Origin of the sequence: Lysinibacillus sp. UBA5994 (genome assembly GCF_002429725.1) — a bacterium.
GTDB classification, from domain to species: domain Bacteria; phylum Bacillota; class Bacilli; order Bacillales_A; family Planococcaceae; genus Lysinibacillus; species Lysinibacillus capsici.
The window spans coordinates 90150-114766 of sequence record NZ_DJAU01000024.1; the positions used below are offsets into that span (position 1 = coordinate 90150).

The 24617-nt window shown below is 38.0% G+C and carries 21 protein-coding genes; 16 read left to right on the top strand and 5 right to left on the bottom strand.

All coding sequences use genetic code 11. The features are described 5' to 3' along the window. The first annotated feature begins 6 nt into the window (after positions 1-6). Positions 7-1233 carry an ATP-grasp domain-containing protein gene (locus B3D98_RS07390; RefSeq protein WP_066037570.1) on the top strand — a complete coding sequence of 409 codons (1227 nt, stop codon included), beginning with the start codon at positions 7-9 and terminating at the stop codon, positions 1231-1233. A gap of 217 nt (positions 1234-1450) precedes the next feature. Here B3D98_RS07390 and B3D98_RS07395 read toward each other — a convergent pair whose 3' ends face one another. After that, entirely contained in the window at positions 1451-1765 is a 315-nt protein-coding gene (locus B3D98_RS07395; protein WP_004226089.1) for a hypothetical protein, read from the bottom strand. A gap of 165 nt (positions 1766-1930) precedes the next feature. Between B3D98_RS07395 and B3D98_RS07400 the strand changes: the two genes are divergently transcribed. The 9 genes from B3D98_RS07400 (at position 1931) to B3D98_RS07440 (ending at position 11929) form a co-directional block, all read left to right on the top strand. After that, entirely contained in the window at positions 1931-3007 is a 1077-nt protein-coding gene (locus B3D98_RS07400) for a M42 family metallopeptidase (RefSeq protein ID WP_054549933.1), read from the top strand. A gap of 59 nt (positions 3008-3066) precedes the next feature. Next, complete coding sequence (locus B3D98_RS07405) at positions 3067-3588, top strand: DUF84 family protein (protein ID WP_054549934.1); 522 nt, start codon at positions 3067-3069, stop codon at positions 3586-3588. 94 nt (positions 3589-3682) lie between these two features. Continuing rightward, the gene (locus B3D98_RS07410) at positions 3683-4201 is read left to right on the top strand and encodes a hypothetical protein (protein WP_048393497.1); all 519 of its coding nucleotides are present in this window, start codon (positions 3683-3685) and stop codon (positions 4199-4201) included. 70 nt (positions 4202-4271) lie between these two features. Continuing rightward, positions 4272-5090 carry a DUF1444 domain-containing protein gene (locus B3D98_RS07415; RefSeq protein WP_288582109.1) on the top strand — a complete coding sequence of 273 codons (819 nt, stop codon included), beginning with the start codon at positions 4272-4274 and terminating at the stop codon, positions 5088-5090. Positions 5091-5092: 2 nt separating this feature from the next. After that, positions 5093-5707 (top strand): YtpR family tRNA-binding protein, encoded by a 615-nt coding sequence (ytpR, locus tag B3D98_RS07420; RefSeq protein WP_048393499.1) that lies wholly within the window; start codon positions 5093-5095, stop codon positions 5705-5707. Positions 5708-5969: 262 nt separating this feature from the next. Continuing rightward, positions 5970-9137, top strand: a complete 3168-nt coding sequence (locus B3D98_RS07425; protein ID WP_288582112.1) for a DNA translocase FtsK — start codon at positions 5970-5972, stop codon at positions 9135-9137. Positions 9138-9366: 229 nt separating this feature from the next. Next, positions 9367-10680: a UDP-N-acetylmuramate--L-alanine ligase gene (gene murC, locus B3D98_RS07430; protein ID WP_004226102.1), complete on the top strand. Its 1314-nt coding sequence runs from the start codon at positions 9367-9369 to the stop codon at positions 10678-10680. A gap of 109 nt (positions 10681-10789) precedes the next feature. Continuing rightward, positions 10790-11293 carry a DUF948 domain-containing protein gene (locus tag B3D98_RS07435; RefSeq protein WP_048393503.1) on the top strand — a complete coding sequence of 168 codons (504 nt, stop codon included), beginning with the start codon at positions 10790-10792 and terminating at the stop codon, positions 11291-11293. Between the two features lie 135 nt (positions 11294-11428). Beyond that, entirely contained in the window at positions 11429-11929 is a 501-nt protein-coding gene (locus B3D98_RS07440) for a YtxH domain-containing protein (protein WP_004226105.1), read from the top strand. A 53-nt stretch (positions 11930-11982) separates the two neighbouring features. Here the strand turns inward: B3D98_RS07440 and pilM are convergent, their stop codons facing one another. Continuing rightward, positions 11983-14136, bottom strand: a complete 2154-nt coding sequence (pilM, locus tag B3D98_RS07445) for a pilus assembly protein PilM (RefSeq protein WP_048393505.1) — start codon at positions 14134-14136, stop codon at positions 11983-11985. 173 nt (positions 14137-14309) lie between these two features. Here pilM and B3D98_RS07450 point away from each other — a divergent pair, with 173 nt between their 5' ends. Next, a complete protein-coding gene (locus B3D98_RS07450; RefSeq protein WP_004226108.1) occupies positions 14310-15395 on the top strand; it encodes a bifunctional 3-deoxy-7-phosphoheptulonate synthase/chorismate mutase in 1086 nt (361 codons plus the stop codon). Positions 15396-15569: 174 nt separating this feature from the next. After that, positions 15570-16574, top strand: coding sequence for a catabolite control protein A (ccpA, locus tag B3D98_RS07455; protein WP_048393506.1), 1005 nt, complete (start codon positions 15570-15572; stop codon positions 16572-16574). A 178-nt stretch (positions 16575-16752) separates the two neighbouring features. Here the strand turns inward: ccpA and B3D98_RS07460 are convergent, their stop codons facing one another. The 3 genes from B3D98_RS07460 to B3D98_RS07470 are packed head-to-tail and all read right to left on the bottom strand — an operon-like array spanning position 16753 to position 19217. Next, positions 16753-17913 carry an acetoin utilization protein AcuC gene (locus B3D98_RS07460; RefSeq protein WP_048393507.1) on the bottom strand — a complete coding sequence of 387 codons (1161 nt, stop codon included), beginning with the start codon at positions 17911-17913 and terminating at the stop codon, positions 16753-16755. Next, positions 17913-18560 (bottom strand): acetoin utilization AcuB family protein, encoded by a 648-nt coding sequence (locus B3D98_RS07465; protein ID WP_048393508.1) that lies wholly within the window; start codon positions 18558-18560, stop codon positions 17913-17915. The genes B3D98_RS07460 and B3D98_RS07465 overlap by 1 nt, the downstream gene beginning before the upstream one ends. A 24-nt stretch (positions 18561-18584) precedes the next feature. Next, positions 18585-19217, bottom strand: coding sequence for a GNAT family N-acetyltransferase (locus B3D98_RS07470; RefSeq protein ID WP_036078398.1), 633 nt, complete (start codon positions 19215-19217; stop codon positions 18585-18587). Positions 19218-19538: 321 nt separating this feature from the next. Between B3D98_RS07470 and acsA the strand changes: the two genes are divergently transcribed. From acsA to argB, 4 genes are all read left to right on the top strand, one after another. Further along, positions 19539-21266 carry an acetate--CoA ligase gene (gene acsA, locus B3D98_RS07475; RefSeq protein WP_375543413.1) on the top strand — a complete coding sequence of 576 codons (1728 nt, stop codon included), beginning with the start codon at positions 19539-19541 and terminating at the stop codon, positions 21264-21266. A gap of 232 nt (positions 21267-21498) precedes the next feature. Beyond that, a complete protein-coding gene (gene argC, locus B3D98_RS07480; RefSeq protein ID WP_288582122.1) occupies positions 21499-22533 on the top strand; it encodes an N-acetyl-gamma-glutamyl-phosphate reductase in 1035 nt (344 codons plus the stop codon). 56 nt (positions 22534-22589) lie between these two features. After that, positions 22590-23822 (top strand): bifunctional glutamate N-acetyltransferase/amino-acid acetyltransferase ArgJ, encoded by a 1233-nt coding sequence (gene argJ, locus B3D98_RS07485; RefSeq protein WP_048393513.1) that lies wholly within the window; start codon positions 22590-22592, stop codon positions 23820-23822. Next, positions 23785-24570, top strand: a complete 786-nt coding sequence (argB, locus tag B3D98_RS07490) for an acetylglutamate kinase (protein WP_288582125.1) — start codon at positions 23785-23787, stop codon at positions 24568-24570. The genes argJ and argB overlap by 38 nt, the downstream gene beginning before the upstream one ends. Positions 24571-24617: the final 47 nt, after the last annotated feature.

Here is a 24617-nt window from a genome sequence, read left to right on the forward strand (position 1 = left end):
ATAAACATGGCAACTGAACAACCATTTTTACCCGTTTTACTTGGATCAGATATGAATGCATATGGTATGGCACGTGCGTTTTATGAAGCATATGGTATTAAACCACTTGTTTTAGGACGTTCTCATTTAACAGCAACACAAGATAGCCATATCCTACAATTTCAAGAAATAGACCGTTTAAATGAACAAGATGTTTTTGCACCTGCCCTTGCAGAAGTTGCAAAAAAATATGCTGATAAAAAACTATTACTTTTAGCATGTGGGGACGATTATGCCAAGCTGATCATCAAAAATAAGCCAGCATTACAAGAGCATTTTACCGTACCTTATATCGACGAATCATTGATGGATGAAATTTTATTGAAAGAAAATTTCTATAAAATGTGTGATCAATATAATTTTAAATATCCAGGTACAACAACGGTGACAGCTGACAACTATGAAAACTTTACACCACCATTTGCTTACCCTATCATTTTAAAGGCTTCCAACTCTGTAGAATATTGGGCTTGTAAATTCCCTGGGAAGAAAAAAGTATTTGTTGCACATGATGAAGCGGAAAAAACGGCTATATTAAAAGCTATTTATAGCTCTACTTATCAGGATACAATGATTATTCAAGAATTTATTCCTGGGGACGATTCCTATATGCGTGTGTTAAATGCCTATGTAGGAAAGGATGGAAAAGTGAAGCTGATGTGTCTAGGTAACCCTATTCTAGAAGAACATTCTCCTGAAGGAATCGGAAGTTATGCAGCCATCGTGACAACCTATGATAAAGAATTAATGGATCAAGTACGTTTCTTCCTAGAGGACATTGGCTATACAGGTTTTGCGAATTTTGATATGAAATATGATATTCGAGACAAGCAATATAAACTTTTTGAAATCAATTTACGTAATGGGCGTTCTAGCTATTATGTAACAGCAAGTGGGCATAATTTAATGAAGTATGTTGCGGATGACCATATGTTAAATATCGAGCAAGAAGTCACATATGTGCAGGACAAGCATTTATGGATGATTATTCCTAAAGGTGTATTATTCAAATATGCATCGAATGAAAAGCTCAAATTAGAAGCAAAAAAATTAATTAGTGAGGGTAAATACACAAATTCTCTTTACTTTAACGAGGATATGAATGCGAAGCGTTGGGTGAAACTAACACTCAATAATTTAAATTATTACCGTAAGTATAAAAAGTACTTTAATAATAAAGGTTTATCCGAATAACATAGAGAAGCCATCTTCATTTTATGAGATGGCTTCTTATGTTGTTGAATTAGATATTATGAGTAGCAGAAAAGGCCCTTTAGCAAGGTGAGGGGTTGATTTCCGTTCCGCCAGCGCATTGGAAATCTCTTTTCACCTTTCACAAAAATGTTTTGTTTTTTAACATTATAAGAAGCCATCTTCAATTTATGAGATGGCTTCTATTGTATATACATAATTAAACTTCTGTTAGTTCCACGACAACACCAGAGCGTGCATCGGCAGCAAATTCGAATGTCTGCATCTCACCTTCATGCATACGCGAGATCCCCCCACGATATACTGGGATGGTAATAATACCGTTTGTAAAATCTTCAGTTTTCATAAAAATCCAAGAACCATCAATCGGTGAATCCTTTTTAAATTCTCTTTTTATGTTTTCAAGTACTTGTCCTGCAGGTACGAACGGAGAAACTTTTTCACTAGCTTCTTTAATAATGACTGCGGCAGCTAAGCCAGTTGCGACACCAATTAAAAAATCACGTAATTTCATACTTTTTTCCTCCTTTTTCTATACCTTTATTTTAGCATAGCCTATAGAGTGAATGCACGTTCACAATTAAGCGGATTGAGGAAATGTATCAATATTTCGAATTCGGAAATAATTGTGTTACAATAGGCAAGGAAGAATATTCTACTTCGTGGGGAGAGAGTCATCATGAATGAGGAAACATTACAATTATTTAAAACTTTAACAGAATTACCAGGCGCTCCGGGTAATGAACACGCAGTACGCGCGTTCATGCGTTCTGAGTTAGAAAAGTACTCGGATGAAATCGTTCAAGATAATTTGGGGGGTATTTTTGGTGTTAAGCACAGTGATGTTACGGATGCACCGAAAATATTAGTTGCTGGTCATATGGATGAGGTAGCATTTATGGTTACTTCTATCACAGATAATGGAATGATCCGTTTTCAAACATTGGGCGGCTGGTGGAACCAAGTTATGCTTGCACAGCGTGTAGAAGTATATACGAAAAATGGGGCAATTCCTGGTGTAGTTTCATCCATCCCACCCCATTTATTAACAGATGCAGAACGAGCGAAGCCAATGGATATAAAAAATATGCTTATCGATGTTGGTGCTGATAATAAAGAAGATGCTATGTCTATGGGTGTTCGTCCTGGACAATCCATCATACCAATTTGTCCATTCACACCAATGGCTAATCCGAAGAAAATTATGGCTAAAGCTTGGGATAACCGCTATGGCTGTGGTCTAGCGATTGAACTAATGAAAGAAGTACAGCACGAAAAATTAGGTTCACATTTATACTCAGGTGCAAATGTAATGGAAGAGGTTGGCTTGCGCGGTGCACAAGTATCAGCAAACATGATTAAACCAGATTTATTCTTTGCACTAGATGCTTCTCCTGCCAATGATATGTCAGGTGAAAAAAGTCAATTTGGACAGCTCGGCAAAGGTACTTTACTTCGTATTTTAGATCGTACAATGGTAACACATCGTGGTATGCGTGAATTCATTTTAGATACGGCCGAATCCAATCATATCCCTTATCAATACTTTGTCTCCCAAGGTGGAACAGATGCTGGTCGAGTGCATACGGCAAACGATGGCGTTCCAAGTGCAGTTATTGGTGTATGCTCACGTTATATTCATACATCAGCATCAATTATTCACATTGATGATTATGCAGCTGCCAAAGCTTTAATTGTTGAATTAGTGAAAAAAGCAGATCGTTCGACATTAGAGTCAATTCACGCTAATGTATAAGAAGCTAGGAAGATGCCTTTTAGAGGCATCTTTTTCTATGGAAAGAAAGTGGGGATTAAATGAAAATAGCAATTGGCACAACCAATAAGGCCAAAACAGAAGCAGTTGAAGTAATTGTTCGCAAATACTTTGAGGATTCTCTCTTTACTCATGTCAAAGCTGCTTCTGAAGTATCAGATCAACCGATAAGTAATGAAGAAACTAGATTAGGGGCAATGAATCGTGCTAAAAACGCCTTGATTTTAACGGATGCAGAATTATCATTTGGCTTAGAAGGTGGCGTAACTGAAATCGATGATGACATGTATGTTTGTAACTGGGGTGCATTAACTGTGTCAGATGGAACAATGTTTACAGCTGCTGGCGCACAAATTATTCTGCCAAAAGAAATTGCCCAGGAAATAAGAACTGGTGGAGAACTTGGACCGATTATGGAGCAATATACAAAGCGTCGAGATATTCGTCAAGGCGCAGGTGCTGTAGGTATTTTTACGCAAGGTTTAGTTAGTAGACAGATGATGTTTGAGCATATTGTCTCGCTTTTAGTTGGTCAATATTTGTTCACATTTTCACAAAAATAGTTAAAAAGAATTAGTGGTGAGAGGATAGTTAGGTTGCATCTTATGATTAATTTTTTTAAAATAGAAAAAAGTTAGTAGTGAAAGGAAGAGAGACATGTTATTTTCATGGCTAAGAGCAATTGGCCTAATGCTTATACTTCTTGTCCTTTCTGGCTGCAATCAATCTATTGATGATCAAATTGCTAATGGGCTCCAATTAACGGAGAAGGTTTTTGCTGAAGAGCCAGAAGAACATACAGTAGAAATTGGGGATATCAAATTATACTTACCTTCAAACTTTAAAATTGAAGACAGTTCAGATGCTTATAATATTGTGATTTCAAAAGGCAAAGAAAGCTACATTCTTTTTATCAATGATCGTGAAGCACAAGACAGTAAACTTTATTATAATCTTTTAAAAGAAAATGAAGCGGACAAAATTATCGAGGAATCGACTTTTGATAAGGATGGTCGATTTGGCTTCACAGCGGTTCTAAAAACGGACGAAGAAAATGAAATGGAGCTCATTGTTAGTAGTGGTGGTGTGAAGATGACAACCATTTCAAAGGCAAAACAAATTGAAAATAATTTGCGTGAGATGACGAAAATCGTTCATTCGGTTAAGATGAAGTAAATAGAAGGAATGAACAGAACGGTTCACAAACATGTGAGCCGTTTCATTTTGAAGTTAGGATGTGAAAAAGATGAAGCGAATGAAGTCTGAACAACTAGTCGACCTATTAAAAAAGCAATTAACTGAAGAGAAATATGAATTTCATTTTGATAAAAAGTACGATAAATTACGCTTGAATCATAAGACAATTGAAAAAGGGATGGAGCTCTCCTTACCTGGGATCTTAGCAAAATATAATGACAAGCAAGAGTCAGCGATTGAAGAAGTTATATATACAATTGAGCAAACCTTTAATGCAATGGTACAAGAAAAAGAACAGGGTTTCCAAACGACTACACAGATTTATCCCGTGATTCGTGCCACTTCTTATCCACAGGCATCGAAAGAAGGGCATGCCTTTATTACAACTGAGCATACAGCTGAAACGCGCGTTTTTTATGCACTCGATTTAGGTAAAACCTATCGCTTTATTGATGAATCCATGCTAGAAGCCTTACAATTAACGGTAGAACAAATTCGAGAAATGGCACGCTTTTCGGTGAAACAACTACCAACCGCCTATAAAAAAGATGAGGTAGCAGGTAATATTTTTTATTTTGTCAATGTGAATGATGGCTATGATGCTAGCCGTATTTTAAATGAGAGCTTTTTAAAAGAAATGCAGGCACAAGTGGAGGGCGATATGACATTATCCGTGCCTCATCAAGATGTATTAATTATAGGTGATATTCGTAATGAAACAGGGTATGATGTATTAGCACAGATGACGATGCATTTCTTTGCAGTCGGTACTGTACCGATTACGTCATTATCTTTTATTTATGAAGATGGGGAACTAGAACCAATCTTTATCTTAGCAAAAAACAGAGTGAAAAAGGAGCAAGAATAACAATGAACGTATTTTACAACAAAGAGCATGTAGGAGATGTCTTACTAGTTCAACTAGCAACGGAGGCTATTGTGAAAACAGAAGTAGAACGTGCTGGTGATATTGCTATTTTAAGGGAAGCTCAAACGGGAGAAATTAAAGCCTTCAATTTATTTAATGCGAGCAGTTACATCCAAACAGATGCTAAAGGCTTAGTAGAAGTGACACCAGAATTAGTAGCACAGCTAGCGGTGGCAATCGAAAAAAATGGAGCTAATATTAATCTTGATGTTGATTTTTCACCAAAATTTGTGGTTGGTTATGTAGAAACAAAGGACAAGCATCCAAATGCTGACAAATTGAGTATCTGTTCAGTCAATGTAGGAGATGAGATACTACAAATTGTATGTGGAGCTCCTAATGTAGAAGCAGGTCAGAAGGTAGTTGTTGCGAAAATTGGTGCCGTAATGCCTTCGGGAATGCTTATTAAAGAAGGAAATTTACGTGGTGTTGAGTCTTACGGCATGCTTTGTTCAGCGCGTGAATTAGCGATTCCTAATGCACCATCTGAAAAAGGAATTTTAGTATTACCAGAGGATGCTATAGTTGGTAGTGCTTTTGAATCACCAACTAAATAAAAATTCCCCTATTTAAAAAAGAAATTATTAAAATTTAAATGTTTTATCATGATATTATTCCTTGTGTCAAGGTGAAATGCCCTAAATCGTTATGTTACTAATATGCTAGTAGCATAACGATTTTTTTGTTTAGAATGAGCCTCTAAATGCAAGTTTCAAGACCGTTTTTATGGTATGCTTTTTGATGTAGACATTGAGCTATTGATAAATTTAAAACTAGACAATGCTATAAATGAAGTGTAAGAGAAATGAGTGAAACGAAGTGAACTGGTTTAAAAAACAAATTAGTAAATTTATTAATAAAGAAGATGAAGACTATGAGTATGAAGAATATTATGAGGATTATGGAGAAGTTCAGTCGGAGCAATTACATACACAAAAAGAACCACCAATCGCTAAGCAAAAGACTTTCCGTTTCCCTTTGATTGACGATGATGAAGGTGAAGCATCCTATACGCACTCAAAAGAAATGTTTGATCAAATGGAAGATGATGATTATGGACAAATTGGGGATTTATCGTTACCAAAACATTTAAATCATCATATTGTCGATTCTAGTGTTTATGATGTTGAGGTTTCAGGAATTCGAGATTTACTAGCAAATCGCTCTAAACGTACAGGTAGAAAAACAATGATGAAAAATCAGCCTTCAGAACAAGAATTTCGTTCAAGAGCATGCTTAGTGTTTCGAGATGCACAAAATGAAACAGCTACTATAAGTCCTATGACTGCACCTGCACCAAAAGAAAAGAGTCAGCGAAAAGAACAAAAAGTTGAAAATATTATGCCTGAGAATCGCAAACGATTTGTTCCAACAGATGTGCCTTCACCTGTCTATGGTTTTGCAAAACCAAGTCCCATCAAAGATTTATTAGATAAAAGAAAAGAGGAATATGAGAAGCAAGAAACCGATGTACAGGCAGTTGAAAGGGTTACTGTTGCAAAGCCTTTAAAAGAAGCGACAACAAATGAGGTCAATGAAAATATACTAGAAGAAAAAGAGCCGGCTAGCACAAACCAAACGGTTTTAACGGAACACCATGAGATTATTCAATCGAAAGAACTTTCGACAGTAAGTGAACCAATTATTTTTGAGGAAGAACTGTTGGTTGAAGAGAACGATGATAAGGAAAATTTGTCATCAAATGTAGCTGTGCCTCAAACGACTTCTTTTGCTATGGATTTTGAAGGGCAAGAGAAGGAAGCTGTTGTTCAAGATCAAACAGTTCAACAACTTTCAGCAGATCAATCGGAAATCCATGTCAAAGAAATGATTGTGGAACAAGTACAAATAGAAAATTCTACGATCCATATTGGAGAAGTTACTGTCGTTCAACCGTCAATGGATGACCAATCTCCTGATACTGCATCGAGGGAAGAAAAAAGTCGAATTCCATTTAATGTACTAATGTTAAAAACAGATAAAGAAAAATGGAGAATCCAACAGCAATTGAAGATGGCTCAGCAGCCTATACGTGTAGAGAGCATGCCAGAAACAGAGAAAAACAAACTAGTGGATGTGATGCCAGAAAAATCATCGTCCTTAGACAGCATGACAACAAGCGAAATGTCCGTTTCACCACCAGAAGATGACAACGATTTCCATATGTCAGAGACTGTTCAATTGCAAGTAGATGGTCCAGTGCAACTTGAGGTAAAAGATGAAGTAGAAAGTGTCCCTACAACAAGTAGTGCTGAAGAGCCTATTGCTGTAATTACAATGGCTCCTGTTACATCAATGTCAAGTATCTCAATAAATGAAAGAATAGAAATTGAAAAAGCAGCTGCTGATGAAATTTCTGCAACTATTGAGCCAGAGCTTGAGTTAGAACCAGAACTTGAACTATCTTCAGAACGGGACCAAGTGTCAGAACCAGAACTAGCTATCGAACCTGAAGTAGTTTCAGAAATTGTAGAGTATGCTCCGGTAGAATCTGTTGAGAATCAAGTAGCACCACAAGAAGTAGAAGTAGAAGTAGAAGTAGAAGTAGAAGCTGAGATACCAGCAAAGCCTGTACACGTCTATCAAAAGCCAACGGATGAATATCTAGAGCCACCAGAGGAAAAAACACAGGATACGGATTGGATGGAGCAACAGGGCGACACATTAGTCGAAGCACTATCTTATTTCCAAGTTTCTGCTCAAATTGAATCGATTATGCAAGGTCCTGCTGTTACTCAATTTGAAATAACGGTGAGCCATGGTACAAAGGTGAGTAAAATTCGAAACTTAGCAGATGATTTAAAACTTGCCCTAGCAGCAAAAGATATTCGTATTCAAGCACCAATTCCTGGGAAGAGTTCGATCGGTATTGAGATCCCAAATAGAGTATCACGAGCTGTTCGCTTATCTGAGGTAACAAATAGTGCCTCCTTCGTTGAGTCAGATTCACCATTAGAGGCAGCATTAGGACTTGATTTGACTGGAAAACCTGTTACGTTAGATCTGCGTAAAATGCCACATGGCTTAATCGCTGGTGCAACGGGTTCGGGTAAATCCGTTTGTATTAATTCTATTTTGGTTAGTTTATTATATAAAGCTGCACCACACGAGCTAAAACTCATGCTGATCGACCCTAAAATGGTAGAGCTGGCGCCATTTAACCATATTCCGCATTTAGTTAGTCCTGTCATTACAGATGTAAAGGCGGCAACGGCTGCACTAAAATGGGCAGTTGAGGAAATGGAGCGTCGCTATCAACTATTCGCTCATGCAGGTGCACGTGATATTACACGTTTTAATGCCATAGCTGATAAAAATAATGAACATAGCCTGAAGTTGCCTTACATTTTAATTGTCATTGATGAGTTAGCAGATTTAATGATGATGTCTCCAGCAGATGTAGAGGAGGCCATTTGCCGTATTGCTCAAAAGGCACGTGCATGTGGTATTCATTTAATTGTTGCTACGCAAAGACCTTCAGTGGATGTTATTACAGGGTTAATCAAATCAAATATCCCTACACGTATTGCCTTTGCAGTTTCCTCTCAAATTGATTCTCGTACCATTTTAGATGGGCAGGGAGCTGAAAGGTTACTTGGTCGAGGGGATATGCTATATTTAGGTAATGGTATGTCAGCGCCCGTGCGTTTACAGGGAACTTTTGTTACAGATGATGAAATTGAATCGATTATTGAGCATGTTCGTGAACAGGGTGAGCCTGATTATATTTTCGATCAAGAGGAATTATTAAAGAAAACAGAGGTGTCCGCAGAACAGGACGATTTATTTGAAGATGTTTGTCGATTTGTCTATGAGCAAGGTGGCGCTTCTACCTCATTGATTCAACGAAAGTATCATATTGGCTATAATCGTGCTGCTCGTTTAATTGACATGTTAGAATCACATGGTTTTGTTTCGGAAGCAAGAGGAAGTAAGCCACGTGAAAGTTACATTACAGAAGAAGATTTAATTACTATGTTTGAATAAGAATTGCATTGTTTTCGTCTAGATTATCTAATTTACGTCGAATTTAGTTTTTTTAGAAAAGTTACACATCTATCCTTGTGCATAAAAAGTGCTATAATAGACAAGATGTGTTGAATAGTACGTATTTTTTAATACTTGTGAAGGTATTAATACCTAACCATTCGTGAAATAATACGATACACCTAATAGATGATAGATGGGATATTGAAATTCCCGGGGGGTTTAATTAATGACAGTTTTTCATTTCACAGGCATTAAAGGTTCTGGCATGAGTTCGCTTGCACAAATCTTATTTGATGCTGGTGAACAAGTACAGGGCTCAGATGTCGACAAATATTTCTTCACGGAGCAACCGTTACGTGAACGTAATATTCCAATTTTTACATTTAATGCAGATAATATTAAAGAAGGTATGACAGTGATCGCAGGTAATGCATTTTCCGATGATCACCCTGAATTAGTACGTGCTCGAGAAATAGGTGTAGAAGTCATTCGTTACCATAAATTTTTAGGTGAATATATTGGCAACTATACATCTATTGCCATCACAGGTGCACATGGTAAAACATCTACGACTGGTTTAATGGCACATGTGGTAGGTGGCTATAAACCGACATCTTATTTAATTGGTGATGGTACTGGGGCAGGTCATGAAAATGCTGATTTCTTTGTAATGGAGGCGTGTGAATACCGCCGTCACTTTTTAGCATATAATCCTGATTATGCTGTGATGACGAACATCGATTTTGATCATCCAGATTACTTCGCTAATATAGAGGACGTATATTCTGCATTTCAATCATTAGCATTACAAGTGAAAAAAGCAATTATAGCATGTGGTGATGATGAACAGCTTCAACGTATTCAAGCAAAAGTACCAGTTGTGTATTATGGATTTGGTGCTGAAAATGACTTTGAAGCTCGTAATGTTGAAAAAACAACTGAGGGTACAAAATTTGATGTTTTTGTACGTAATGAATTTTATAGCACTTTCTTTATCCCATTATTTGGGGATCATGCTGTTTTAAATACATTGGCGGTTATAACGCTATGTGAATATGAAGGCATTTCTCCAGATATTATTCAGGAGCGTTTACACACGTATAAAGGTGTAAAAAGACGTTTTACTGAGACGGATATAGGGGATAATGTTTTAATAGATGACTATGCACACCATCCAACGGAAATTCGCGCGACAATTCAATCAGCACGACAAAAATTTCCTGAACGTGAGCTAGTTGCGATTTTCCAACCACATACATTTACACGTACACAAGCTTTTTTACAAGATTTTGCGGATAGTTTGAGCCTTGCAGATACAGCCTATTTATGTGATATATTTGGCTCTGCGAGAGAAACGCAAGGCGCGCTTTCTATTCATGATTTAGCGTCACTTATTGAAGGCAGTGCAGTGATTACCACTGAAGGAATTGATATATTAACAAAACATAATGGCGCAGTATTTTTATTTATGGGCGCTGGTGATGTTCACAAGTTCCAAGATGCTTTTGAAGACGTGCTTAAAAACAATGAAACAGCTTAGTCCGTAGGGGTTAAGCTGTTTTTTCTCAAATTTAAGCAGGAATTCCGTTTTTTTTGTCGAAGATAGGGAAAGTAATAGTAAAGAGAATTTACTAGCAGGAGGTCAACTTATGGAAGTGATTTTGTATATTGCAGCCATTATTGCTGCAATCGGTTTTTTAATTTTATGTGTGAGCGTGGGCATGACATTATTCTCGCTTAAATCCATCTTAAACAGCTTAGCAGGGACATTATCTGGGATTGAAGGCCAAATGGAAGGCATTACACGCGAAACAACTTCTTTATTATCAAAAACAAATAGCTTAGCAGAGGATATTCAACATAAATCTGAACAATTAAATTCAGTTGTTCAAGCTGTTAAAGGTATTGGTGACTCCGTTAATGGTTTAAATAATTCTGTTCAGCAGATTACTACTTCTGTCTCTAAAAGCGTAGAACAAAATGAAGAAAAAATTGCACAAGTTGTACAATGGAGTAATGTTGCGATGGGTATTGCTGATAAATGGAAAAAGCGAAAAATCATCGAGCAGGAAACGGTATCACCTGATGCCTATGCATTTGAAACTGTGCAAGTAGAAGAAACACCAAAAAGAAAATGGGGTCGTAAAAAATGATAATTATTCAGTGAGTATTCTATGCTGGCTGAATAAAAATAAAGTCTTAGACATATAAGTTGAAGATGCATCTGTGAAAATAGATGGACAACCAGTCTAGACAAATTTGATAATTAGATGGGGAGGAATTGTTGCATGACAACTCAAAAGCCAAATTTTAACGAAGTAAAGGAACAGCAGCTTGAAAGTTCTTTGCCTCAGCTTTATCATCCGCAAGACTCGATTTATGAAGAGGAGCGTGTAAACATGAAAGATTTTGTGATTGGCGCATTAGTTGGTGGAATCGTAGGGGCTGCTGCAGGTCTACTGTTAGCTCCAAAATCAGGAAAAGATTTACGCAGTGATGTGGCTGTACAAGCTGTTCAGCTAAAAGATAAGAGTGCAGACTTCTCGACAACTGCAAAAGATAAAACAGTTCAACTTTCTAAACAAATTCAAGAGCAATCTACACAATTAGTAGAGAAAGTAAAAACACTAAAAACAGCAAAAGCACCAACTGTTTTTGATGATGGTACGGTTTCCTTTGAAGGGGAAGAACCATTAGAGGATTATATTCCAAGTGAGGAACCAAAAGCCGAAGAAACGACAGAAAAAGCAGATCAAAAAGAAGAAACAAATGAAGAAGTTCGTGCATAATGCATAATATAAAGGGATACGTTACAAGATAAAGTTGTAACGTATCCCTTTTTTTAAATGATAGGTGTTGCTTCTAATATTATTTCTAATTGATCACCACCAAATATCTCTGTATCAAAGCTCGCTGGCTGACCATTTCTTAAAATCGTAAAATTCCCCTTAAAGGCACTTGGCAGCTGCCAATTAGAGAATCGGAAAACATCTTGATAAATCCAACGACTACGATCCTTTTCTTTAAATACTAAAGTCGCTCCATTGGGTACAGTGGATTGTGGTGACACAACCATTTTATTAACAATCGCTTCATTTGCAGTCTTCTTTAGTTCCAAAACTTCCTGTTGGAAATGAATAATGATTTTATCCTCTAGCAAAAGATTCATTTGGTCTGCGATATGCTGTACTGTTGGTAGAGATGGTTGTTGGAAGCTTATCACATCTCCATTTTGTACAGCATAGCTCAATTTGGCTACTTTTCCATTAATCATTAGCTGAGAAGAGAACTCTGGTAAATATAAAGGTTGTCCATCTACTTGAATCGTATAGGACTCAAATTGCTTTAACAAATGCCAATTATTAGTGATTTTGAATACATCCTCAATTGTTTCGGCAATATCAAAAACGACGATATCACGATCATTTAAAACGGTATCGAGTGATGCAGAAGAGTTATTGACAGAAATTTTGGGCTCAATCACATATTTGGTGTTTTGGATTGTCACAGTCTTTATTGCTGCATCATCTATAAGATCTCTTACTGTAGCCGTCGCCTGTTGCCCATCTTGTCCTTCTATTAACTGAATGGCATCTCCAGTTTTAATCAGGCTTTTTGTTGATGCCTGTTGCCCGTTTACCAATATTTCAGCAGGCTGACCATGTCCACCTGGTATAAATATGTCCTGTCCGTTGACACTGATAGATAGTCCATGTCCTGGCTTTCCATATAATTGCTTTGCGCGAATATTTGCAGCTAGAAAGGCATCTGCAACAGTCATTTCTTTTAGTTCAAAAAGGCGTACCACTTGGTTATTGACTGTTAAACTCATATATTGAATCGGCATTTTTTTAGCAGCAATGGCAATACCAATAGGTGTGACTAATTCAGGTGAGGCTTTTATATGATCTTCTTTTGTTAAGTTTTGAATAGCATCAATGCCTCGAACAGCAATACGATTAGCTGGTAAATCTAGAACTTGACCTAGTTCTGTAGTAAGGTTGGGTGTTAAACTACCGCCACCAACCAGCATAACGGCTTTGGGTGCTACTCGATTATTGAGTCGTAGAATTTCTTCTCCGATAGACTTCGCCAACTGTTTCACTGCAGGCTCAATTGCTAAAAAAACCTCTTCCTTTGGATAGAACTGATCAAAGCCTAGAATATCTTGAATCAATATCTCTTCAGAGGTTTGTAGCTGACGTTTAGCCTCTTCAGCTACAGGGAAGTCTAGCAAATAGTGGTCGCTTAAAGCTTCTGTTATTTCATCGCCAGCTGTAGGGACCATACCATAAGCTACAACTGTACTTTTATCCGTAATGGCAATATCTGATGTACCTGCCCCTATATCAACAAGTGCCACATTTAGGCGACGCATCGTTGGAGGAATCAGCACATTAATGGCAGCAATCGGTTCTAACGTCAATGCTTCCATCTCTAAATCAGCTCGTTTAAGAGCGGCAATCAATGATTCCACAACTACACGAGGTAGAAACGTTGCTATCACTTCGATTTGGGCTTCATCCCCTTGTTGATCCAACAAGCTTCCGATCTCCTCGCCATCCAAGCGATAATACAGGACTGAGTAACCTACACAATAATAGTGGCTAATTTTTGCATCCTCTTTTTGTTGCAAGAGTTGCTGCTGTGCTTGTTGAACAGCCTGAAGTTCCAAGCGACTAATATCTTCTTCAGTAAAAATTGGTCGATTACGTATATTGATGGTCACACTAGCTTGTTCAGTTTTCAAAGATCGACCTGCTGCAGCGACACTTACCTTTGTGAGCGGCCCATGTTTCTCTTCAAGTTCACGTTTTATTTCATTAATTAATTCTGCCACATACATGACATTATGTATTTGTCCATCTACCATGGCACGTTCTTTATGCTCTTTTACTAAAATATCTTCCACATGAAAATGATCATTTTCTTCTTGGAGAATAATCCCGACCACTGAGCGAGTGCCAATATCAAGTGCGAATAGTTTAGAACTCAATGTAATCGCTTCCTTTCGCGTCATACTTGAAAATAATTTAGCGAGTTGAAGCGCTAAATTAAAAATGCGTGACATTCTGAACAACATTGATTATAATAATGCTATTATCTAAAAATGTAACATACATTTCAGAGTTCTGAAAGTGTCTGTCATGAGGAGAGGAGCAAGAAAGCATGAGCCAAAAAGATTTAGAAAGCTTACGTAGTCAAATAGACGGTTTAAACTTAGAAATTCTTCGTCTAATTAATGAACGTGCAGCTGTAGTTGATGAAATCGGTAAAATTAAAGAAAAACAAGGTGTGAATCGCTATGATCCGCTGCGTGAAAGACACATGCTTGATCTTATTAAAGAACACAATCAAGGTCCATTAAACCAAATGACGGTTGATTATATATTTAAGCAAATCTTTAAAACAGCTTTAAAACAACTTGAAGCTGATAAAAAGAAAGAGTTGCTTGTATCTCGTAAGAAGAAGTCAGAAGATACAATTATTAATATCAATGGTGAATTAATTGGGCAAGGAAAACCATCTTTCGTATTTGGTCCTTGTGCGGTTGAGTCTTATGAGCAAGTAGCAGCAGTTGCTGCTTCTATTAAAGCAAAAGGCGAAAAGTTAATTCGTGGTGGTGCTTATAAGCCACGTACTTCTCCTTATGACTTCCAAGGTCTTGGATTAGAAGGTCTGAAAATCTTAAAACGTGTGTCCGAGGAATATGGTTTAGGTGTTATTACAGAAATCGTGACACCAGGTCATTTAGAGGAAGCATTGGATTATATTGATGTCATCCAAATTGGTGCACGTAATATGCAGAACTTTGAATTATTAAAAGCAGCAGGTGCAACAAATAAACCTGTCTTATTAAAACGAGGTTTAGCTGCAACAATTGATGAATTCATTCATGCTGCAGAATACATTATGTCTAAAGGAAATGAAAACATTATCCTTTGTGAACGTGGTATTCGTACTTATGAAAAAGCAACTCGTAATACATTAGATATTTCAGCCGTACCAGTTTTAAAACAAGAAACGCATTTGCCAGTATTCGTAGATGTTACACATTCAACAGGGCGTCGTGATTTATTATTACCTTGTGCAAAAGCAGCTATTGCAATTGGTGCTGATGGCGTCATGGCAGAGGTGCATCCAGATCCATCTGTGGCATTGTCTGACTCACAACAACAAATGGACATCCCAACATTTGACGCATTCTATGAAACGCTACAAAAATTCATGAAAAATCATGAAATTCATGCTTAATTGTTAACAGCGAACACCGCTTGCTTACTTCGGCAGGCGGTGTTTATTATATCGTGACAAAATAATGTCTAGAATAGGACTATTAGTACTTGGTTTTTACGTAGTTCTTCTTGAAAATAATATGAAAATTATCGTATGATAAGGCTATAATAGGAAAAAAGGGAGGCACGTACGATGACTGTTACAATTTATGATGTTGCAAGAGAGGCAAATGTTTCCATGGCAACGGTTTCTCGCGTAGTCAATGGTAATCAAAACGTAAAACCAGCAACACGAAAAAAAGTACTAGAAGTAATTGAACGATTAGAATACCGTCCAAACGCAGTAGCGCGAGGTTTAGCAAGTAAGAAAACAACAACAGTTGGCGTGATTATCCCAGATATTGCAAACAATGTTTATGCGGAGCTGGCTCGTGGTGTAGAGGATATTGCCACAATGTATCGTTACAATATTATTTTAGCCAACTCAGATCAACATGAAGATAAAGAGTTACAGCTACTGGATACAATGCTTGGAAAACAGGTTGATGGTATTGTCATGATGAGTGATGAGGTTACAGAAAAGATGCAGCAAACGATGGATCATTCGCCAGTACCAATTGTGCTTGCAGGCTCTGTGGATGAATCCCAAACAATTGCAACTGTGAATATCGATTATTTCCAGGCGGCTTATGAAGCTATTTCATTACTTATTCAAAATGGCCATACACGGATTGGTTTTGTAACTGGCCCACTTTCGTATACAATTAACGGAAAATTCAAGCTAGCAGCCTATAAGAAAGCATTGCAGGATGCTGGTTTACCAATAGATGAAGCATTAATTGCTGCAGAAGAGTCCAGCTATGATATGGGCTTAGAGGCTTGGGAGATTTTATCTGCTCTTGAACAGCCACCAACAGCTTATTTTGCAGGAAGTGATGAATTGGCCATCGGTTTAATTCATGGCGCACAAGATGCGGGCAAAAATGTTCCAGAAGATATTGAAGTTATCAGCTTTGAGAACTCAAAGTTAGCACGAATGGTTCGCCCACAGTTAACAAGTGTCGCGCTACCGCTTTACGATATTGGAGCTGTTGCAATGCGCCTGCTGACAAAATTAATGAGCAAGGAAACTGTCGAGGACGAAGCGGTTATTTTACCACACCGTATTGAGCATCGACAATCTGTCAAAAGTAAATAATGATACTAACACGTAAATCGCTTATGAAGGATTTGCGTGTTTTTATTTGCTGGATGGAACGTCAAAAATAGAGGATAGCGTTTCAAAAGTGAGGGATAGAACAAAAGAATTGATGGATATACCACCAAAAGCATTCATCTAATTTAAAAAGCCCCACGAATATCGTGAGGCCAAGAAATTAATCCCGTCTTTCATTCCGAATAATATGTAGCGATTTGGCTAACATTTGAGCATTCTTTTCCTCTATTTCCGCTTTACGAGGAATTGGTTCATATAAAGGAATCGGATCCTCCCATGTTGGAATAAAAGGAACAGGTGCTTCTGGTTGCCAGCGATCCAGCCATGCTTGAGGGAGTGGCCCCATTGGTAACGCTTGGTCAGTCATTTCCAACCATAACATGGACCAGGCACGGGGCACCACTCGCCAAATATCGTAGCCACCGCCCCCCACTGCAATCCATCGACCATCACAATACTCATGTGCTAATTGATGAGCTAGCTTAGGAATTTCGCGATAAATATTCATTGTTCCATGTAAATGTGTTAATGGATCAAAATAATGTGCATCTGCACCATTTTGTGTTAATACAACATCTGGCTTGAAAAATTCAAAAATCTCTCGCATTGACTGTTCATAGATCTCTAGGAAACTTTCATCCTCAGTAAACGCATCCATTGGAAAATTAAAGGAGGTTCCATAGCCTTGCCCATTGCCGCGCTCAGTAATATTTCCGGTTCCAGGGAATAGATAACGACCAGTTTCATGTATGGACAGTGTACAAACATTAGGATCCTCATAAAAGCTCCATTGGACACCATCCCCATGATGAGCATCTGTATCTACATAAAGTACACGAGCGTTGTACTTTTCCTGCAAGTAACGAATAGCCACTGTGCTATCATTGTAAATACAAAAACCTGATGCTCGACCACGGAAACCATGATGGAGTCCTCCACCAAGGTTAAGGGCGTGTTCGGCTTTTCCTTCCATTACATAATCAACAGCGGTTAAAGTTCCACCAACTAGCTGTGCACTTGCTTCATGCATATTTTCAAAAATAGGGGTATCTTCAGTGCCAATCCCATAGCTTTCACATTGTGCTTCTGATAATTCACCATGTCCTGCTTTTTTTACAATATCTATATATTTTGAATCATGTGCAAGCAATAGCTCTTCTTCCGTTGCAACACGTGCTGGTACAATATCTACATCATCGAGTGCATTAATATTTTTTAGTAGATCCATAGTTAGCGTCAAGCGTTTATGATTGAAAGGATGTGTATCTGAAAATTTATATCCGAGTTGTTCTGGCGAGTATACGAATACGGCCTTTTTCATTATAGCGAAACACCCGGTAAATTTGGCCATAGGACATCAAAGCCCTCTTTGCGTAAATCTTCAATCATTGCTAAAGGATTTAGTGTTTTTACTCGGACGCTTAAAATTTTGTTTTGTGTATTTTCAGAGTCAGGATAAACTAAGACGCTTTGGACATTGGCATGATGTTGATGAAATATTTTTGTAATTTCAAATAAAACTCCTGGGGTATCGGATACCCGAATCTCGATTTTTGACCCAGGCTCGGTAGCACCAGTCAGCTCTATATATGTATAGAGTAAATCTGTTGTCGTAACAATGCCTACCAATTTTCCACCAGAGACAATAGGTAAACAGCCTATTTTTGATTCGTAAAACGTAAGTGCCACCTCTTCAACAAAATCTAGTGGATGACCTATAAGGGGGTCTTTCACCATAATATCCTCTACTTTTGCATTAAAAATAGGAGAGTTTGGTTCATCCTGCAAAGATGAGGGCAAGACCTCTTTAATATCTCGTTCAGTAATTACACCTAAAACGTGGTGTTCATCATCTACAACTGGTAAATGACGAACTTTCTTTTCACGCATTAACTTTAGTGCCTCCTGCACTGTATTGGTAGGAGCTAATGTATAAGGCTTATCATTCATAATTTCTTCTACAATCATATATGCATCCCCTTTGTATTAGTTTTAATACATGAAACGATTTCTAAAACGAAGTCTATCAAATCTTTCCATTGTCTCAGGAGGCACCCGTTTTCCTTCGCGCGCCATCAGGCAATTGGCTGGATGTGATGTAATTTCAGGATCATCTGTTGCAAAATATTCGAAACCAGCAGAGCTCATCATTTTCTCCATCATTTTGCGGTAATCCCAAACATTTAAACCAGTTCCCTTTAAATCCCAATGCCAATAGTACTCGGTAGTAATCACAAGATAATCTTCCATTTCATCCCCCATAAATGAAACGGCTAGTAGCGCCTTCCCAGCACCAGTACCACGGTAGTCAGGAATGACTTCAATGGCACCTAATTCAATCATGTCATCGATACGATCTTCTGCCCATCGTTCAAGTGGATCAGGGTAAAGATAGGTAACATAGCCTACAATAATATCTTCGTTTCGAATAATAATAATTCGGCCTTCGGGTAGTCCAGCAATTTCTATAATGGCCTGCTGTTGCTGTTTTGGAGGTCTGAAGGCAACCAAGCCTTCATGGAATGAATATGTAGCTAATTTTTCTGGAGGCACAGGTCCTTCCACATACACAGTACCATGCTTTGTTTCCTTTGTGACAGAAAAAAAAGTTTTTTTATGTTCCATAATTACACCACCTGAGTTTAATAATTCCATTATAGCTGATTTCTTGCGTAAAAACGCTTATTTTTGCAAAATATACCTGTATTTTTGGAAAAATAAAAATATTGAGACAATCTATCTGAATTCGTGTAAAATAAGATTATATTGCTTCTGTTATTTAACAGATAAAAGTAGTGCTATTAGGGATTCGAACATTAATACTATGGATAACTGTTATATAACAATTGCTACATATCAATTTTGCTTTTGGGAAATTCTCTGAATTTCAACAGGGGGGATTGTTGAAATTTAGTCAAAAACAAAAGCAAAGAAAGGGGTATTTTCATGGGGATGAAAATGAAGGAGAAGTTAATGGCTTTACCTGGTCAACACCATTTAACGAATTATGAAGAAGTGGCAGAATCTCATAATTGGGCAGATACGGAAAAGGCATTTAGTTGGAGCGAAACAGGTTTAGTGAATATGGCATATGAGGCTATTGATCGCCATACAGAAACACATCGCAAAAATAAGGTGGCATTGTATTTTAATGATGGTAAACGGAAAGAGGCATATTCATTTAATGAAATGAAAAGGTTAACAAACAAAGCAGCAAATGTTTTTAAAGCGACTACTAATCTGCAGAAAGGTGATCGTTTATTTATTTTTATGCCTCGTTCACCTGAGCTTTATTTTTCATTATTAGGTGCGTTGAAAATGGGGGTTATTGTTGGACCATTGTTTGAAGCTTTTATGGAAGGTGCTGTGTATGATCGACTTGCTGATAGTGAGGCGAAAGTATTAGTCACGACACCTGCTTTACTTGAACGTGTACCTTTAGCTAAATTACCTAAATTGGAGCATATCTTTTTAGTAGGGGAGGGCGTTGAGGAAACAGCTCAAATACTAGACTTTACTAAACATTTAAAAGAAGCTTCAGCTCATTTTGATATAGAGTGGGTAGACAGAGAAGATGGGATGATTCTTCACTATACCTCTGGATCAACAGGTGCTCCAAAGGGTGTATTGCATGTCCATAATGCTATGATTCAGCAATATCAATCGACACAATGGGTACTTGATTTACGTGAAGATGATATTTATTGGTGTACAGCTGATCCTGGATGGGTTACAGGAACAGCCTATGGCATTTTTGGTCCGTGGTTAAACGGTGTAACAATGCTAATCGTCGGAGGAAGATTTTCACCACAAGCATGGTATCAGGCTATTGAAGATTATAGTGTGACAGTGTGGTATAGTGCACCAACAGCGTTCCGAATGCTGATGGGTGCAGGTAGTGGCTTGCTTGAAAGCTATGATCTCACATCTTTACGCCATGTGCTGTCTGTTGGTGAGCCTTTGAATCCAGAAGTTATTCGCTGGGGAGTAGAGGAACTAGGTCATCGTATACATGATACATGGTGGATGACAGAGACGGGAGCGCATATGATTTGTAATTATCCATCGATGGATATTAAGCCAGGTTCAATGGGGAAACCTCTTCCTGGTATTCATGCGACGATTGTAGATGATGCAGGCAATGAGGTTCCACCATTTACAATGGGGAATCTAGCTATTCGTCGTGGTTGGCCTGCCATGATGCGCCAAATTTGGGGCAATCCAGAGCGCTATGAATCTTATTTCCTAAAAGGAGAATGGTACGTGTCTGGAGATTCAGCCTATATGGATGATGAAGGTTACTTCTGGTTCCAGGGGCGTGTGGATGATGTCATTATGACGGCTGGTGAACGTGTAGGACCTTTTGAAGTAGAAAGTAAGCTACTTGAGCATCCAGATGTGATTGAAGCGGGTGTTATCGGGAAACCAGATCCGGTGCGAGGTGAAATCATTAAAGCCTTTGTATCCTTACGAGAAGGGGTAGAACCTTCTGATGCATTAATTGAAGATATACGTGATTTTGTTAAAAAAGGTTTATCTGCACATGCAGCACCACGTGAAATAGAATTTAAAGATAAATTGCCAAAAACACGTAGTGGTAAAATTATGCGTCGCGTTTTGAAAGCTTGGGAATTAAATTTACCAACTGGTGATTTATCAACCATGGAAGATTAATTATCTAAAACATCAATTGATATTTATACAACATGTGCATAAAAAGAAGGCAGGGATTCATTCGATGGGCGAAAGGATTCTTGCCTTCTTTTTTCTGGATTTACAATAGTATAGAGGTGAGAGTAGGTGAAATATTATCTATTTCAAAAAACAATGAATTAAATAAAAATTCAGTTGACTTAATAAATATGCAGACGTATACTATTTTTAACTTATTTCAGAGGTGAGTGCAGTGAAAGTAGGTATTATTGGAGCAACTGGATATGGTGGTCTAGAACTTATTCGATTTTTACATAATCATCCAGCTGTAGAACGAATTGATTTATTTACTTCTTCAGAAGAGGGTGTCCAATTTTCTTCGAAATTTGGCCATCTTGTTAGGATAGCTGATACACCGTTACAAAAGATTGGGTATGACACTTTAGAAAAATTCGATGTTATTTTTACGAGTACACCATCTGGGGTGACAAGTGAGCTATTACCGCCTTTGGTTGGGAAAGGACCAAAGCTAATCGATTTATCTGGTGATTTTCGGTTAAAAGATTTAGCAAGCTATGAAACCTGGTATGGCAAAAAAGCTGCACCGTTCCATAGTGTTCAACAAAGTGTATATGGTTTAACAGAATGGAATGAAGAGCTTATACGTCAAGCAACACTTGTTGCTAATCCGGGTTGCTACCCAACAGCAGTTTTATTATCCTTACTACCACTTGTAAAAGAACGTTTAATTGATCCTAGTTTTCTAGTTATTGATGCAAAGAGTGGTATTTCAGGAGCAGGCAATAAGCCCTCACAAACTACCCATTTTAGTGAGACAAATGAGAATTTTTCAATCTATAAAGTAAATACACATCAACATATTCCCGAAATTGAACAGGCACTTTCCATGTTTGCTCAAGCAGATACAAAGGTTACTTTTAATACGCATCTGGTTCCAATGACCAGGGGAATTTTGGCGACATCCTATGCACCAGTAATGCAGGGAATTACAGAGTCGCAATTGATCACTTGCTTACAGGCAACCTATGAGAATCATCCATTTGTTCGAATCGTTACGGATGCATCTAGTTTAGGGACAAATCGTGTCAAGGGATCAAATTATTGTGACATTCTAGTGAAAGTAGATTCCCGTACAAATCGCGCCACAATTGTTAGTGTAATTGATAACCTTGTCAAAGGAGCAGCAGGGCAAGCTATCCAAAATATGAATGTGCAATTTGACTTACCACAAACGACAGGGCTAGATGTCGTACCGTTCTTTATTTAACAGCATGCAGGCAACTGTATGCTTCTCTTATTTATTAATCTAAGGAGGAATTTCGGATGACAGTTACCACTTCAACGAATGTAATGAAAAAATTATCAAGTAAAAATATTGTTTCACCAAAAGGCTTTAAGGCAGCCGGATTACACTGTGGTTTAAAACATAAGAAAAAGGATTTAGCCCTTTTAGTAAGTGAAGTCCCAGCAAGTGTTGCGGGTGTTTTTACTACAAATGCTGTGCAAGCAGCACCATTAAAAGTCACGAAGGAAGTTGTTTATGCAACTAAGAAAATGCAAGCGATGATCGTGAATTCAGGCAATGCGAATGCTTGTACAGGTAAACAAGGTGTAAAAGATGCCCAAACAATGCAAGCGCTAGCTGCTGAAAAATTAGGGATTGCACCAAATTTGGTGGGAGTTTGCTCGACAGGTGTTATTGGAGAAATGATGAAATTAGAGCCAGTAGCAAATGGTATTCTTCAGTTAGAGCCAAAGGACAATTTAGAAAGTGCGATTGACTTTGCGCAGGCTATTTTGACAACAGATACCGTCATGAAAAACACAAGCTATAGTACAACTGTGGATGGCAAGGAAGTTATCATTGCTGGTGTAGCAAAAGGTTCAGGTATGATCGAACCTAATATGGCAACAATGCTAGGCTTTATTACAACAGATGCCAACATTGAATCTGATGTGTTACAAGCAGCTTTATCGACTATTACTAATTTAACATTTAACGCTATTACAGTTGACGGGGATACATCCACTAATGACACAGTGGTAATATTGGCTAATGGCTTGGCAGGGAATAATTCTTTAACTCCAGAGCATCCAGATTGGCAAAATTTCTTTAACACTTTGCAAACAGTAGCGGAAGATTTAGCAAAAATGATTGCCAAAGATGGTGAAGGAGCAACGAAGCTTATCGAAGTGGAAGTTGTTGGTGCAATTTCAGACGAGGAGGCACGTAAAATTGCAAAAACAGTCGTTGGTTCACCACTTGTAAAGACTGCAGTTTTCGGCTGTGATGCCAACTGGGGGCGTATTATTGCAGCAGTAGGGTATAGTGGCGCAACAGTTGATCCAGATAAAATTACTATCCAAATCGGTGGTGCTACTATGGTAGAAAACGGTGAACCAATTCCCTTTTCTGAGGACGAGTTAATTCAAATATTAAAAATGCATGAAGTAAAAATCTATGTGTCCCTTGGTGTGGGTGATGGTAAGGGGCATGCTTGGGGATGTGACTTAACATATGACTATGTCCAAATCAATGCATCATACCGCTCATAAACGTGTGGTCATTAAGCTTGGGGGCAGTACACTGGAAGGTTTAAATGAGGCTTTCTTTGATAATTTTAAAAGATTACAAGAGAGTGGGGTAGAGCTTATTATTACCCACGGGGGTGGGCCAGTCATAAATCGAGAACTAGCTGCTCAAGGCCTACAATCACATACATTAAATGGAATACGTGTCACGAACGAGGCTGCAATTAAAGTTGTCCAATCGACCCTAATAGGGCAAGTAAACACAGCATTAGTTCATGAGTTAACAACAGCTGGTATAGCAGCCATCGGATTAAATGGCTTTGATAATCAGTTGATAGTCGTAGACTTTTTAGATCAAGAGACTTACGGGTATGTAGGAGCTATTAAAAATATCAATACATCCTTATTGGAAGCTTTAATGGGTGTAGGGATTGTACCTGTTATTGCCTGCGTAGGTACGACCGAAGCAGGTCAGGCTCTTAATATTAATGGCGATACGGTAGCAAGTGAAATTGCTTTAGCCGTCGGAGCAGATAGCTTACTACTCGTGACAGATGTGAGTGGTATCCGTATTGAAGATGAATATCAAGCAATAGCTACACCTAGTCTTATAGATCAATGGACAGAGCAGGGCCATATTTACGGTGGAATGATTCCGAAAGTGCAAGGAGCGATTGACTGTTTACGGGCAGGGATTCCTTCTGTACAAATTGTAGGCGCAACTTTAATTGGTACAACAATTGTAGCCACAAGTGAACTTCTTTCTTCCTAGTGTTCTAAATAGGATAGCTTGAGAAGTATAGTTGTTGAAAGAAACTA

Coding starts and splice junctions, on each gene's coding strand:
- B3D98_RS07390 (WP_066037570.1), top strand. CDS start 7: ATGGCAACTGAACAACCATTTTTACCCGTTTTACTTGGATCAGATATG.
- B3D98_RS07395 (WP_004226089.1), bottom strand. CDS start 1,765: ATGAAATTACGTGATTTTTTAATTGGTGTCGCAACTGGCTTAGCTGCC.
- B3D98_RS07400 (WP_054549933.1), top strand. CDS start 1,931: ATGAATGAGGAAACATTACAATTATTTAAAACTTTAACAGAATTACCA.
- B3D98_RS07405 (WP_054549934.1), top strand. CDS start 3,067: ATGAAAATAGCAATTGGCACAACCAATAAGGCCAAAACAGAAGCAGTT.
- B3D98_RS07410 (WP_048393497.1), top strand. CDS start 3,683: ATGTTATTTTCATGGCTAAGAGCAATTGGCCTAATGCTTATACTTCTT.
- B3D98_RS07415 (WP_288582109.1), top strand. CDS start 4,272: ATGAAGCGAATGAAGTCTGAACAACTAGTCGACCTATTAAAAAAGCAA.
- ytpR (WP_048393499.1), top strand. CDS start 5,093: ATGAACGTATTTTACAACAAAGAGCATGTAGGAGATGTCTTACTAGTT.
- murC (WP_004226102.1), top strand. CDS start 9,367: ATGACAGTTTTTCATTTCACAGGCATTAAAGGTTCTGGCATGAGTTCG.
- B3D98_RS07435 (WP_048393503.1), top strand. CDS start 10,790: ATGGAAGTGATTTTGTATATTGCAGCCATTATTGCTGCAATCGGTTTT.
- B3D98_RS07440 (WP_004226105.1), top strand. CDS start 11,429: ATGACAACTCAAAAGCCAAATTTTAACGAAGTAAAGGAACAGCAGCTT.
- B3D98_RS07450 (WP_004226108.1), top strand. CDS start 14,310: ATGAGCCAAAAAGATTTAGAAAGCTTACGTAGTCAAATAGACGGTTTA.
- ccpA (WP_048393506.1), top strand. CDS start 15,570: ATGACTGTTACAATTTATGATGTTGCAAGAGAGGCAAATGTTTCCATG.
- B3D98_RS07460 (WP_048393507.1), bottom strand. CDS start 17,913: ATGAAAAAGGCCGTATTCGTATACTCGCCAGAACAACTCGGATATAAA.
- B3D98_RS07465 (WP_048393508.1), bottom strand. CDS start 18,560: ATGATTGTAGAAGAAATTATGAATGATAAGCCTTATACATTAGCTCCT.
- B3D98_RS07470 (WP_036078398.1), bottom strand. CDS start 19,217: ATGGAACATAAAAAAACTTTTTTTTCTGTCACAAAGGAAACAAAGCAT.
- acsA (WP_375543413.1), top strand. CDS start 19,539: ATGGGGATGAAAATGAAGGAGAAGTTAATGGCTTTACCTGGTCAACAC.
- argJ (WP_048393513.1), top strand. CDS start 22,590: ATGACAGTTACCACTTCAACGAATGTAATGAAAAAATTATCAAGTAAA.
- argB (WP_288582125.1), top strand. CDS start 23,785: ATGACTATGTCCAAATCAATGCATCATACCGCTCATAAACGTGTGGTC.